12 protein-coding genes are annotated in these 13229 nt (G+C 66.2%); 9 read left to right on the top strand and 3 right to left on the bottom strand.

The window, feature by feature from the left end; genetic code table 11:
- From L6Q96_19625 to L6Q96_19595, 7 genes are all read left to right on the top strand, one after another.
- A partial coding sequence (locus L6Q96_19625; protein MCK6556765.1) for a hypothetical protein occupies positions 1-1689 on the top strand: 1689 nt, incomplete at its 5' end.
- 32 nt (positions 1690-1721) lie between these two features.
- Positions 1722-3662, top strand: a complete 1941-nt coding sequence (locus L6Q96_19620) for a SurA N-terminal domain-containing protein (protein ID MCK6556764.1) — start codon at positions 1722-1724, stop codon at positions 3660-3662.
- Positions 3659-4480, top strand: coding sequence for an alpha/beta fold hydrolase (locus tag L6Q96_19615; GenBank protein MCK6556763.1), 822 nt, complete (start codon positions 3659-3661; stop codon positions 4478-4480). The genes L6Q96_19620 and L6Q96_19615 overlap by 4 nt, the downstream gene beginning before the upstream one ends.
- Positions 4481-4537: 57 nt before the next feature.
- Positions 4538-5989: a hopanoid biosynthesis associated radical SAM protein HpnJ gene (gene hpnJ / locus L6Q96_19610; protein ID MCK6556762.1), complete on the top strand. Its 1452-nt coding sequence runs from the start codon at positions 4538-4540 to the stop codon at positions 5987-5989.
- 355 nt (positions 5990-6344) lie between these two features.
- Positions 6345-6638, top strand: coding sequence for a nucleotidyltransferase family protein (locus L6Q96_19605; GenBank protein MCK6556761.1), 294 nt, complete (start codon positions 6345-6347; stop codon positions 6636-6638).
- Positions 6628-6972 (top strand): DUF86 domain-containing protein, encoded by a 345-nt coding sequence (locus L6Q96_19600; GenBank protein MCK6556760.1) that lies wholly within the window; start codon positions 6628-6630, stop codon positions 6970-6972. The genes L6Q96_19605 and L6Q96_19600 overlap by 11 nt, the downstream gene beginning before the upstream one ends.
- Positions 6973-7084: 112 nt before the next feature.
- Positions 7085-8347 carry an alpha-L-fucosidase gene (locus L6Q96_19595; GenBank protein MCK6556759.1) on the top strand — a complete coding sequence of 421 codons (1263 nt, stop codon included), beginning with the start codon at positions 7085-7087 and terminating at the stop codon, positions 8345-8347.
- A gap of 151 nt (positions 8348-8498) precedes the next feature.
- Here the strand turns inward: L6Q96_19595 and minE are convergent, their stop codons facing one another.
- Genes minE through minC form a run of 3 tightly spaced genes read right to left on the bottom strand, consistent with a single transcriptional unit; the run spans position 8499 to position 10354 of the window.
- On the bottom strand, positions 8499-8768 hold the full coding sequence (minE, locus tag L6Q96_19590) for a cell division topological specificity factor MinE (GenBank protein MCK6556758.1): 270 nt from the start codon (positions 8766-8768) through the stop codon (positions 8499-8501).
- A 3-nt stretch (positions 8769-8771) separates the two neighbouring features.
- Positions 8772-9587, bottom strand: coding sequence for a septum site-determining protein MinD (minD, locus tag L6Q96_19585; GenBank protein ID MCK6556757.1), 816 nt, complete (start codon positions 9585-9587; stop codon positions 8772-8774).
- An 11-nt stretch (positions 9588-9598) separates the two neighbouring features.
- Positions 9599-10354: a septum site-determining protein MinC gene (minC, locus tag L6Q96_19580; protein MCK6556756.1), complete on the bottom strand. Its 756-nt coding sequence runs from the start codon at positions 10352-10354 to the stop codon at positions 9599-9601.
- A gap of 471 nt (positions 10355-10825) precedes the next feature.
- Between minC and grpE the strand changes: the two genes are divergently transcribed.
- Both grpE and L6Q96_19570 read left to right on the top strand, forming a co-directional pair.
- Positions 10826-11626 carry a nucleotide exchange factor GrpE gene (grpE, locus tag L6Q96_19575; GenBank protein MCK6556755.1) on the top strand — a complete coding sequence of 267 codons (801 nt, stop codon included), beginning with the start codon at positions 10826-10828 and terminating at the stop codon, positions 11624-11626.
- A gap of 3 nt (positions 11627-11629) precedes the next feature.
- Positions 11630-13207, top strand: coding sequence for an Hsp70 family protein (locus L6Q96_19570; protein MCK6556754.1), 1578 nt, complete (start codon positions 11630-11632; stop codon positions 13205-13207).
- The last annotated feature ends 22 nt before the right edge of the window (positions 13208-13229 follow it).

Raw genomic sequence — 13229 nt, 5'->3', positions numbered from 1 at the left:
GAATCCGTCGTCCGCAATCCGAAATCCGCATTCCGAAATTCTTCGCACCATGCGACGAACTCGCGAACTAGTGGCTCGGGCACGGCCAACGGCTTCACGGCCCCGACGATGCTGCCGGGCGACTGCCGGCACAACGTCATCGATCGGACCAGGAACTACATTCAGGGCAGCATGCTGGCCCTCAACGGCGGGCCGGGCACCTACCCGGCGTCGTTGAACCTGCTGCCGACAACACCGATCGACTTCTCGACGATTCTCATCGACCTCGATGCCAGCCTGACCGGGGCGTCGGGAACCGTATCGGGGGTCACCGGCGGGCCGACGATGTCGCTGAGCCGCAACGCCTTCTTCGATGCGCCGGCGCAGACCGACGAGTGCCTGTCCTTCGGCGTGCAGACATCGCCGTACTCGTTCGTAACGACGCTGCTGGCGCCGCTGAAGGCGAGCGCCGATGCCGGAAACACTTACATAGAGCCGACGAAATGGCCGCCGACGCCGATGGTAGCGATCTATCGGCAGTGGGAGCTGGCCGAAGACCCGGAAACCTGCGGGCAGATTTGCAGCGAAAGCAATCCCACGCTTTACGGGTGTACGCGGGGGGCCTTCATGGTCGGTCCCAACGTGCACGAGGCGCCATACCTGACCCAGACCGAACCGCCCGGCCTGCAGGGGCAGGCCGGAGCGATGCACTTCATCGATACGAGCACCGGATCGCCGCTGACGCCGGGTCCGACCCCGACGGGCACACCGGCGCCAACGCCGCCAGCAAACCAGCCGATCGACTGCGTGACGGCGCGAACCGCGCAAATGCAGCCGGCGACCTTCCTCGCCAACGAGAGTTACGTGCTCTACAACCTGTTCGCACGCAACGATGCGCGCACGAGCTACGCGCTGCACGTCGGCGACGGCGTCGACGGACTCGCGGCAGTCAGGGGACGGTATGTGCGCGTCGACCCGCACGTGCACGCCACTACCAGCGGCCCCGGAAGCGAGGCGGACGACTTCCGTGCTGCCGTCACCGACGCCTGCGATCCGACCGCGGGAACGGGATGGTGCGCCGGGATGCCGGTGCCGGCGGTGGTCGACGGCGTACTGACCCTGGTGCTCGATCAGCGCCCGCTGGCCGCTGACTTCAAGGTGGCATCGAAGGCCGATTACGAGCGCTGTATGCCGCGCGACCTCTGTTATTTCGACGGCACCAGGTGCCAGCCGTGTACGGCGGACCCCGGCAAGTGCATTCGACAGAGCGATTTCCTGCCGGTCGACGTGCAGTCGATGGGCCGGCCCGATGCGACGGGGAAGGTGCCGCTCGACGTGATCTGTCAGGACTGGGCGACCTACACGAGCGGGACGACGTCGACCGCGGCGGGCGAGCTGTCGCTGTCCGATTGCCCGGCCGGGGGTTGTCTCGGGTTCGCATTCACGATGCCGGCCACCTTCGTCGGGAACAAGAAGTACGCCGACGTCGGCGCGAAGCTCACGCACTGCTTCAGCGAGTCGGCATGGGCGGACGAAGCGCTGGTGGAGAAGACGGCAGGGGGCAAGCCCGTCGACCCCCTGTGCGGCGCTCCGCGCCCGGTCGTGCCGGCGGACTTCTGCACTGACCCCTCGGCGGCGCTGTCGGCATGGCCCGGGGCAGACCCCCGCACGGTGCGGCCTGCAATTGATTTCGCGCACCGCGTCGATTAGGTTCCGTCGATCCCGATTGTCAGGGGGTTCCCGTGCTGAAGTTCATGCGGCGTAACGCGGCCTCGACCTGGGTCAAGGCCATGTTCCTGGTCATCGTCCTGGTGTTCATCTTCTGGGGCTTTGCGGGGTCGTTCCAGGACCGCCCGGCTCAGGCCGTCGCCACCGTGAACGGTGAGCCCATTCAACCGGTCACCTATTACCGAACGTACAACAACATGGTCCGGGCTTATCGCGACGCTTACAAGGACAAGCTGAACCCGGAACTTCTGAAGATGCTCGATCTCAAGCGCCGCGCCCTCGACCAGCTCGTGCAGGCCAATTTGCTACGGCAGGAAGCGGAGCGTCTCGGGTTGCGGACGAGCGAGGACGAACTGCGCAAGGCGATCGCGGCAATGCCGGCGTTCCAGAACGAGTGGGGAGTCTTCGACAAGGATCTCTACGTGCGCGTCCTGCGTGCGAACAACTTCAATCCCGCCGAATTCGAGGACGCGCAGCGCGAGGAGCTGCTCGTTCGCAAGTTGCAGGATCTGGTTGTTGCCGGCGTCAACGTCAGCGAAGACGAGGTCCGCGAGCAATTCGACTTCGACAACGACCAGGTGGATCTGCGCGTGGTGAAATTCGAGCCCGGCGATTACCTCGACGGGATCGCGCTCGGCGATACGGACCTTCAGAAGTACTACGACGAACACACCGAGGAGTTCCGCGATCCGGAACGGGCGAAGATCGAATATGTGCTGTACGCGCCGCAAGCGTTCGCCGGCAAGGCGGCCGTCAGTGACGCCGACGTCCAACAGTACTACGAAGCCAACCGCGCTAAGTTCACCACTCAGGAGCAGGTGCGCGCCCGCCATATTCTCTTCAGTCTCCCCCCCGACGCGACCGACGAGGCGCGGGCCGAGGCGCGCAAGAAGGCCGAAGAAGTGCTCGGCAAGGCCCGCGCCGGAGACGACTTCGCCGAGCTGGCCAAGCAGCATTCGGGGGACTCCACGGCTCCGCAGGGCGGGGACCTCGGTGCGATCGGGCGTGGGCAGATGGTTAAGCCGTTCGAGGATGCCGCGTTCGCCCTCCAGCCCGGGCAAATCAGCGACGTCGTCGAGACGCAGTTCGGGTTGCACATCGTCAAGGTGGACAGCCGGCAGGACGCACGCACCAGACCGCTCGACGAGGTCCGCGCCGAGATCGTAGCCACGCTGACCGACGAAAAGGCCCGCAATCTGGCGCGCTCGCAGGCCGAAGCCGACCGCGAGAAGGTGGTTGGCGGCACGGCGCTGGCGACCGTCGCCGAAGCGGCAGGTCTGACGGTGCAAACGCCGCCACCGTTCGGCATCGCCGAGCCCATAGAAGGTCTCGGCCGGGCCAGCGAACTGGCCAACGCTGCCTTCGCGACTTCGCCCGGGTCCGTCGGCCCACTGGTGAGCATACCCAAAGGATTCGTGGTCTTCCGCGAAACCGAGCGCCTGGAGCCGCGGGTGCCGCCCCTAAACGAGATCCGCCCGCGCGTGACTCACGCCGCGAAGGGCGCCCGGGCCGTTGCGACCGCCAGGGAGAAAGCGGCGGCCGCGCGCACCGCACTCCAACAGAGCAAGAACATCGACGCCGTGGCGCGGGACTTCGGGCGCGCCGTCGCGGACACCGGTTTGTTCTCGCGCCGCGGACCCCTGGTGGCGAGCCTCGGGACCGCCCCGGAGCTGAAGAAGATCGCGTTCACCCTGACCCCCGAGAACCCGGTGGCGCCCGGGGAATATGCCGTCGGCAATGCGACGATCGTGGCCATGCTGAAGGAGCGCAAGACCGCCGACGACGCCAAGTTCGCCGCCGAAAAGAGTTCGCTGATCGAATCGGCGGAATCGCAGCGTAAGAATCAGGCGTTGCAGCAGTTTCTCGATAAGTTGAAGGCGGGGGCGGCGGTGACCGTGGACGAAACGTTCATGACCCGGGTCGCCGACTCCGGCCTTCCGACCAACGGCTTGTGACCGCCGCCGCACCATCGCCGCCCGGTACGGCAGTCGACACGCAATCGTTCTTCTTCCCCGGCGGCGGCAAGGGGTGTCTGCTGCTGCACGGCTTCACGGGCACTCCGCACGAGATGCGATTTCTCGGCCGCGCTCTCGCGGCCCGCGGCCACACGGTCAGCGGCATCCGACTGGCTGGCCACTGTACCCGGGTCGAGGACCTCGCCGCGACGCGATGGACAGACTGGTACGCGTCGGCACAGGACGGTCTGCAGGCCCTGCGGTCACACGCGAGCCGGTTGGTGGTAGTCGGTCAGTCGATGGGCGCCCTGCTGGCGCTGGAACTGGCGGTGCAGCATCGCGACGTTGTCGCGGCGGTCGCCGTGCTGTCTCCGGCTCTCGTGTTGTCGCATCCGCTGATCCGCTTCGGAGGTCGGATTCTGCCTTACGTCGTGCCGCTGTTGCCCGAACGCCGCCGCTACGTCGGCAAGGGCGTAAGCGATATTGCGGACCCACGGGCGCGCGCCGAGAGCCCGAGCTACCGCCGCATCCCCCTGCCGGCCGTGGTGGAGCTGTTGGGGCTGCAGCGACGCGTGCGCCGGCGGCTTCCCATGGTGCGTCAGCCCGTCCTGGCCATCCACGCGCTTCAAGACCACACCTGTCCGGTAACGAACGTCGAGCTGCTCGAGCGCGGTCTGGGTGGACCCTTGCGGTCGCGCATCCTGACCCGGAGCTATCACGTCATTAGCGTGGACGTGGAGCGCGATCTGGTCGCCGAGCTGGTCGCGGATTTCGTCGCGGCGCCGGCGGGCAAGGCCGAGACCAGAATTGTGCCTTGACTCTAATCGGTCGGGTTGGATAGCGTTGCGGCTCTACGATTTTCTCCGGAACGGGCGATGAAGACGTTGCTGCTAAATCCGCCCTCGTATGACGACTTCGACGGCGGTGCAGGCTCGCGATACCAGGCCACGCGCGAGGTGTGGTCGTTCTGGTATCCGACCTGGCTTTGCTACCCGGCCGGGATGATTCCCGATAGCCGGGTGCTCGACGCTCCGCCCGAAGGCCTGAGTCAGTCGCAAGTCGTCGACGTGGCACGGACCTACGACTTCGTCGTCATGCACACGAGTACGCCGTCGTTCCGGCTCGACGTGCGCACGGCGGAACTGATCAAGGACGCCAATCCCCGCTGCACGATCGGACTTGTCGGCGGCCATGTTTCGGCACGCCCCGAAGAAACCTTGCGTGCCGCGCGGGCAGTAGATGTCGTCGTACGCAAGGAGTTCGACTACCCGGTCCGCGATCTCGCCACCGGGCGTGGTTGGGCGACCATCCCGGGGATCAGCTACCGGCGAAACGGCGTCATCGTCCACAACCCCGAGCCCCCGCCGCTGACTCCGGCCCAGCTCGACGCCCTGCCCTTCGTAACGCCGATTTACCATCGTGACCTCGATTACCTGAAGTACAACAGCCCGTACTGCCGCTACCCGTACGTGTCCCTGTACACGGGACGCGGCTGTCCGGCGCGTTGCACCTTCTGCCTCTGGCCGCAGGTGACCACGGGACATGCGTACCGGGCCCGTAGTGCGGAGAACGTGCTGGCGGAAGTTCGATCGATGCGCGGTCTGTTCCCGCACATGCGAGAGATCTTCTTCGACGACGACACCTTCACGGCCGACCCTGCCCGGGCACGGCGCATCGCGGAGATGCTGCGTCCGCTCGGCGTGTGCTGGTCGACGAACGCGCGGGCCAACGTCGATCGCGAGACGCTGCAGGCCATGAAGGACGGCGGGTTGCGGCTGCTGGTGGTCGGCTACGAGTCGGGAAACGAGCAGATCCTCAAGAATATCCGCAAGGGCGTACCGATAGAGCGCGCCCGGCGATTCACGCGCGACTGTCACGATCTGGGCATCCTGGTTCACGGCACGTTCATCCTCGGCCTTCCGGGCGAGACGCGGGCGACGATCGAGGAAACCATTCGCTTTGCGCGACAGATGGATCCGGAGACCGTGCAGGTGTCGCTGGCCTCGCCCTATCCGGGCACCCACTTCCACGAATACGTGCGCGAGCACGGCTTTCTGGTCGAGGAGGTCTACAACGACGAGGCCGGGTATCAGCGCTGTACGGTCAGTTATCCCGATCTGCCTGCCGAGCAGATCTTTGCCGCGGTCGAGCGCTTCTACCGCAAGTTCTATTTCCGCCCCAAGTATTTCGTGAAGGCGCTCGGGAAGATGGCCCGCAGCAGCGACGAGCGCAAACGCATGTTGCGCGACGCCGGCGATTTCTTCTCCACCATGTACAAACGCCGCACCGCAACGCGCCCGACGCAGACATCGCCTTCGGAGGCGTGAGTAGCCCGGGAGGTGCCGAGGCCCCCGGGGTGAACGCTGCCGATCCCAACGGTGAGGCACTGCTCCTCTTTGCCGCCCCGGCGTTCGGCGAGCCGACGCACGTGCCCCGGGTCGACGGGCGATCGGAAGGCGAATCGAGGCACCGCTTACGCAGGCCATGCGCCACAGTGACGCTGAAACCGAGAATCCTGTATGGACAGTGAAATGACGAGAGCCCCCACGGGAGCCACATGGACCGCGAGAGCCAACATGATGGTGCCGACCCGAGATCCATTTCGCGGGTGCAAATCGAGTTGATCCCAGGAAGGACGAGATCCGGTCGCGTTGCGTTCGCGGACCTTGCTACAATGCGGCCATGAAGCGTGCGGAAGTGCTGCGTGTCTTGGGCGAGCACGGCGATGAGCTGCGTCGCGACTACGGGGTCCTGTCGCTTTCAGTCGTCGGCTCAGTGGCCAGGGACGAAGCTGACGGCGCCAGCGACGTCGACCTGCTCGTCGAGTTCAGCCAGCCACCCGGCTTCGATGGCTACATGGATCTGAAGTTTCGGCTCGAGGAGCTGCTCGCTCGGCGGGTCGACCTCGTGATGCGGACGGCACTCAAACCGGACGCCATGATGGTCGTGCAGGAAGAGGCAATTCGTGTCGCGTAGCTGGCGGCTGTTCCTTCAGGGCATCGAGGAAGCTGCCGCCAGGGTGGAGCGTCGCACGCAGGGAAGAGGTTACGAGCAATTCGTGGCGGACGAGGTCTTGTACGACGCGGTCGTCCGCAATCTCGAGACCATCGGCGAGGCGGTGAAGGGACTTCCCGCAAGCGTACGCGCCCAGGCTCCGAGCATCGACTGGCAACGTGTTGCTGGACTGCGTGATATCCTTGCCCACAGTTACTTCGCGATCGACAACCCCACTCGGTGGGACGTCATCCGGAACAAGGTCCCACATCTGCTCGCGGAAGTGAGGCGGTTACTCGCGGAGATAGGCGTGTAACCCGCTTGCACCTGTGCCCGTTCCGTTGCGCGTGCCCCTTTCCGCCCGGGCCCGAGACATAGTACTGCCCGCCGGACCATCCGGCGACGGCAGGGAGCGCGAGGGCGACACTATGGCGAACGAAGGAACCGGTACGTGGTTCGATGCGGCCCGCTTCGGACTGTTCGTGCACTGGGGCATCGGCAGCGTGCGCGGCTGGGAGCTGTCCTGGCCGTTGGTCGGCGGCAATCCGATGCTCCCGGCATGTCAGCGCGTGGCGATCGAGGACTACTACGCCTGCGCCGGCGCCTTTGCGCCACGGCGCTTCGAGCCGGCGGCGTGGGCACGTCTGGCGCGGCGAACGGGCATGCAGTACGCAGTGCTCACGACGCGGCACCATGACGGCTTTTCGCTGTTCGATTCGCAGTGGACGACCTTTTCGGCGGTGCGGGGGGCGGCGGGACGCGACCTGGTGCGCCCGATCCTGGACGCCTTCCGCGCCGAGGGGCTGCGTGTCGGCGTGTACTATTCGCTGAGCGACTGGCACCACCCCGACTATCCGGCCTTCACCGCCGCAGACCTGCCCTACGATTTCATGCGGCTGCCGCAGCCGAGTCCCGAGCAGTGGGAGCGGTACCTCGCCTACGTGTTCGGCCAGGTGCGGGAGCTGCTGACGAACTACGGACGCCTCGACGTCATCTGGTTTGACGGTCAGTGGGAACGCATCCCGTTCGAGCGCTGGCGGCCGGCGGCGTTGCGTGCCCTCGTCAAGTCCTTGCAGCCCGACATCCTCATCAACGATCGCCTGCCCGGATGTGGCGACTTCGAAACGCCCGAGCAGTTCGTACCCGCACAGCCGCCCGGCTCGGCGTGGGAGACGTGCCTCACCTTGAACGAGAGCTGGGCGTACAACCCCGGCGACACCGCTTACAAGTCGGTCCGTGCCCTCGTGCACACGCTTTGCGAAGTCGCCGGCCGGGGCGGAAACCTGCTGCTGAACGTCGGTCCAACGGGGGACGGTGACTTGCCGCCGGAGCAGATCGAACGGCTCGACGGCGTTGCGGATTGGATGGCGCGGCACGGGGAGAGCATCGTCGGCACCGTCCCCGGGCTCGAGCCGTGGCAGTTCTACGGCCCGACTACCCGCCGCGACGGCCGCATCTACCTGCACTGCCTCATGCGCCCGTACGAGACGGTCACCGTGCGCGGAATGCCGGTGAGACGCATCCGCGGCGCGACGGTGCTCGGCACCGGACACGCGGTGACATGGATCACTCGCGCCCCCCTGGTCGACACGCTGCTCAACCCCGACCCCGTCGGCGAGGTGACGATACGCATCCCCGAAGCGGACATCGATCCGCTGGCCACGGTGGTGGCGTTGGAAGTGGCCGGGTAAAGCGTCGCGGCAAAGCGCCGGCGTCGGCTTTTTCAGGCCGCGTATCGGACGGTTCCGGGAGGCCGCCGCGACGCGCGCCGAGGCGTCTTCCGACCCGCTCTCAGCGGCGACCGCGCTTCCGCCGGCGCCGCCGGCGGGGTGATGTGTCGATTCAAGAGGCCGCCGGAGCGCTCTCCGCCGGTAGTGCGATATTGAGTTCCAGTTTGGCGAACGTCGCGTGCCGTTCGACGTGCAGTTTTACGGTTTCAGGATCGATCGGGAAGTATTTCTCGACGACCTTGAGAATCTCCTGCTGCAGCGCCGGGAGGAACTCCGGTGCATGCCGGGTTGCCCGCTCGTGGGCGAGAATGATCTGCAGCCGTTCGCGGGCGACGGCCGCCGTTTGCGGCTTGCGGCGGAAGAAAAAGTCGATCAGCGCCATCGATCAGCTCCCAAATAGCCGCCGGAGCAGGCCCTTCTTCTCCGGGTCGAGAAACCGCAACGGAACGTCCTCGCCGAGATAGCGGGCAACGACGTCGCGATAGGCCAGGGCGGCCGGGTCGCCGCCGTCGAGAATTATCGGGGTTCCGATGTTCGAGGAATTCAGCACGTTGGGACTCTCCGGAATTACCCCGAGAATGGGTATGCCGAGAATGCCTTTGACGTCTTCGAGACTCAGCATCTCGCCGCCGACGACGCGCCGGGCATCGTAGCGTGCGATCAGCAGGTGTTCCTTGACCGGCTCCAACCCCTCGACGGCCCGGCGCGACTTGGACGAAAGGATGCCCAGGATGCGGTCCGCGTCGCGCACCGACGACACCTCGGGATTGGTGACGACGATCGCCTCGTCGGCGAAATACAGAGCCAGAAAGGCGCCTTTCTCGATGCCGGCGGGGGAGTCGCAGACGACGTACTCGCACCCGATCTCGTTTTGCAGATCGTGCAGGACCTTGGCGACGCCGTCCAGCGTCAGCGCGTCCTTGTCCCGCGTCTGCGAGGCCGGCAGGACGTACAGATTGTCGAGCCGCTTGTCGCGGATCAGGGCCTGATTGAGGTTGGCGTCGCCGTTGATGACGTTGATGAAGTCGTAAACAACACGCCGCTCGCAGCCCATTATCAGGTCGAGGTTGCGCAACCCGATGTCGAAGTCGAGGACGGCGGTCTTGTGTCCGCGCTTGGCCAGGCCGGCTGCGAAGCTGGCACTGGTCGTCGTTTTCCCGACGCCGCCCTTTCCAGATGTGACGACGATGATCTTGCTCACGTCACGCTCCCTCACGCCGTCTTGCGGACGTGTTCGCCGCCGACAGCTAACGGTTCGATGACCAACCGATCTCCCACCAGAAAAACCTGCGCCGGCTTCTCGCGCACTTCCGCTGGCACGTCGTCATCGAGTGCCCGGTAAACGCCGGCGATTGCCACCAACTGCGCCGCGAAACAGGTGGTCAGAATCCGCGCCGTCGTATCGCCGCGCACACCCGCCACGGCGCGGCCGTGCAACGGCCCGTAAACGTGTACGTTGCCGGCAGCCAGCACCTCCGAACCGGTGTTGACCTGACCGATGACGACGAGGTCGCCGTGAGCGACATAGACACGCTGGCCGGACCGGACCGGATTTGTTACCAGCCGCGGCGCCACCGGCTCTTCCGTCGGCGCCTCGGGCCGCGCGGGTGCCGCGTCGCGCCCGCTGGTCCGTCCGCCACTCAGGATAGCGAGCCCGGCGCCGCGCGCCGCATCCTGCTGGCGAGCGCTGGCGTTGCCAACGGCGACCGGCTGCATGCCGTGGGCTCGAAAGGCCGTCACCAGCGCGCCGAGATCGACGTCGACGTCGCCGACTTCCTTGAGATCTATGACTATGGGCGCGTCTCGGAACAGGTCGCCCGCCTGAGCGACCTTCCCGGTCAGCGCCTCGGCAATGCTGGGAACGTCAGGACTGGCAAGCTGAGCGACCGGCAGGGTGACCGAGAACCCGCGAATCACCAGCGGTGGCGGGGCGGGGATTGGCCGCATGGTTACGCGCGCTGCGGTCATGGCCGGATCTCCCGCAATTCGCGGCCGCCAGACGCACGACCACACCGGCTCGAAACGGGATCGAGCCGCCGAGCAAGAACCGCCTGCGCCGCAACAACCTCCACCGATTTGCCGGATCTCGTTTGTTCTGTTTTACGTCCGAAGCGTGCCTCGCAGATAGCAGCAGAGGTGCGCGCCGGTCAAGCGCAATTACAAATGGCGCCGAGCGCTCGACTCGAACTGCAACACCCGACACCGAGGGCCACGGCGAAGTCGTTCGCCGTGGGGCGAACGGTTTTCAGGCATTACGGAACCTGGAATCCGTTCGGGCCGAGTAGCCGCCTTCTTCTGGCGGCGTATCGAGGCTCCGTCAGCGACTTTGAGTGGCCCTCAACCCGACACCGCTGCGACACTGGCGGCGGAACCGAATCCGTGGCAAATGGAAAGGCTCGTTCTCACAACATCGCGTTCGAACCAAGGAGAGAAGCAACCGTGACCACCCGGAAAGCTGCCCCGACCGTCAAGAAGACCACGCGTAAACCCGCGCCTGTTTTGGCGACGCCGTCCGCAACGGCGCCGCGTCCGCCCGCCCGCCCCACTGCCGCCGCGAAAACCACAGCTCAAACCGTCACTGTCCGACCCACGACCGCCGCCGCCGCTGCCGCGCCGACATCCCCGGCCGCGGCACCGAAAACCCTCGCCGCGGCCGCCCGAGCCGCCGCCGCAGCAGTCACGAAACCGCCGGTGCCCCTGGGCACGCCGGCGGTTGCCACCCCGGCGCCCCTGCCGCCGCCGGCGGAGGAGGATCGTTTGGCTGCACTGCGTAAGGAACTCGCCACGATCCGTGGCCTCATCGAGCAACAGCACACGTCTACCCTCGAAACGGTCAGCGATCTCAAAAGCCAGCTCGACCGGCTGCTCGCCCCGCCGGCCCTCGACGACGAAATCGAGGCGTCGGTGTCGTCGCTGCGCCGCCTGCTGAGCGAACTGGTGGAGCAACGCCTCGAGTCGGTCATGAAGACCCTCGCCGACGTGCGCGGCGAAGCCGGCAACGCCGACGGCGACAACCGGCGCATCGTCGAGCGGCTCGATCAGGTGCTCCAGAGCCTCGGCGCCCTGCCGTTCGTCGCCGAACCGATGGACATCGTCGACCCCATCATTCACGCCATTGTCGAAGAACGCCGCGGCAACGGCGTGCCCGACGGGCTCGTGGTCGAGACCGTCAGGCCCGGCTACCGCACCGCACGCGGCCGGGTGTTGTCGAAGGCTGCTGTTGCCGTCAGTCGGAGCTGAGCGATGGCGCGCCTCGGCATCGACTTCGGCACCACGAACACGGTAGTCGTCTGCAGCGACCGTGGCCGTTACCCGGTCGTTCCGCACGTCACCGATACGGCAATCGGCCAGGTTGTGCGTGACGTGTTTCCGTCGCTGCTGGCCTTCGACCATGACACGGGAGAGTTCCTGTACGGACCGGATGCGGAACGCTGCACGGCGCGACCGGGCGGCGAACGGCGCTACAGTATTATCCGCTCGATCAAGCGCTTGCTGCGCGACTACGTGGGCGGCGGGCGCTGTGGCGAGGCCGTGTACCCCGGCGGCTTCGATACGGCAGTCGTCCTCAGTGGGTTTGCGGCCGCTTTGCGGGCGTCGATACTGCGCTCCGGACTCTTTGCCGAGGACGAGACCCTGGAGGCGGCCATTACCTGGCCCGCCAATGCCAACGGAGCACAGCGATATGTCACCCGGGGATGCTTTCGCGATGCCGGTTTCCAGGTGGTCGCCACGCTCAACGAGCCGACGGCGGCGGCCATCGAGTATGCCGACCGTGCCGTCCTCGGCAACCGCACTCAAGCGCGCCAACTGCACGCCACGGTAATCGTTTTCGACTTCGGCGGTGGCACGTTCGACGCCTCGCTGGTGCGCATCGAAGGCACCGATTTCAACGTACTCGACACGGCCGGCATCGAAACGCTCGGCGGCGACGACCTCGACCTCGTCCTCGCACGCCTGTTTGCCGATGCCCTGGGCGTTAGCCTCGATAGCCTGACCCCGCTGCAACGCGATCAGCTTGTCCGGCACGCGTGCCAGCAAAAGGAAAGCATATCTTCGGGGACGGTTCGTACACTTTCCCTGACGCCACGGGACATCGGACTCCCGGGCAGCCCCGTCACCATCCCGGTGTCGCTCTATTTCGACCGCCTCACCGCGACGATCGCGCCCGCGATAGAGACCGCCTGGTCGCTGGCGACCGGTTCGCCGGCACAATGCGCCGGGGTGGATCCCGAATCGATCGATGCGTTCTATCTGGTGGGCGGCTCGTCGAAGCTGCCGCTCGTGCGCTTGTTGCTGGCCGCCCGCTTCCCGCAATCTCGGCTGGTCATGACCGACAAACCCTTCACGGCGACGGCGATGGGAGCCGCCATTCTCAGTGCCGAGACCCTGACGCTGCGCGACATCCTGTCACGGCACTTCGGAGTCATTCGCCTTGCCGATTTCGGCCGGCGCGAGTACTTCGCGCCGATCTTTCCCGCCGGGCAGCGCTTGCCCGCCCGCGGCGAGCCGCCGGTGGAACTCAGCGTCGAGTACACCCCGCGGCACAACATCGGTCACCTGCGCTACCTCGAATGCGCCAGCGTCGATCGGCAAGGAACGCCCGTACTCGGGGTGCGCCACTGGTCCGATGTCTTCTTCCCTTACGACCCGTCGATTCCGGTCGAACGCGCGGTTTCGGCCGCCGACATCAGTCCCTGCGACGACCTCGCCCGGGAGGCCGTTGCCGAAACCTACTCGTGCGACAGCGACGGCGTGATCAGCGTCCGGCTGCGGCGCGCCAGCGACGGCAAGACCAGAACCTACGAGATCTTCAGGGGGTGAAAGAAGCGACCGCACGGATCGA

The sequence above is a fragment of the Candidatus Binatia bacterium genome (genome assembly GCA_023150935.1).
Taxonomy (GTDB): domain Bacteria; phylum Desulfobacterota; class Binatia; order HRBIN30; family HRBIN30; genus JAKLJW01.
This window is presented reverse-complemented; position numbering and strand designations above follow the sequence as displayed.

Bases quoted from the DNA above. Each gene is read 5' to 3' on its own strand.
- L6Q96_19605 (MCK6556761.1), top strand. From the start codon at position 6,345: ATGAAGCGTGCGGAAGTGCTGCGTGTCTTGGGCGAGCACGGCGATGAG.
- minC (MCK6556756.1), bottom strand. From the start codon at position 10,354: ATGACCGCAGCGCGCGTAACCATGCGGCCAATCCCCGCCCCGCCACCG.
- minE (MCK6556758.1), bottom strand. From the start codon at position 8,768: ATGGCGCTGATCGACTTTTTCTTCCGCCGCAAGCCGCAAACGGCGGCC.
- L6Q96_19595 (MCK6556759.1), top strand. From the start codon at position 7,085: ATGGCGAACGAAGGAACCGGTACGTGGTTCGATGCGGCCCGCTTCGGA.
- L6Q96_19570 (MCK6556754.1), top strand. From the start codon at position 11,630: ATGGCGCGCCTCGGCATCGACTTCGGCACCACGAACACGGTAGTCGTC.
- hpnJ (MCK6556762.1), top strand. From the start codon at position 4,538: ATGAAGACGTTGCTGCTAAATCCGCCCTCGTATGACGACTTCGACGGC.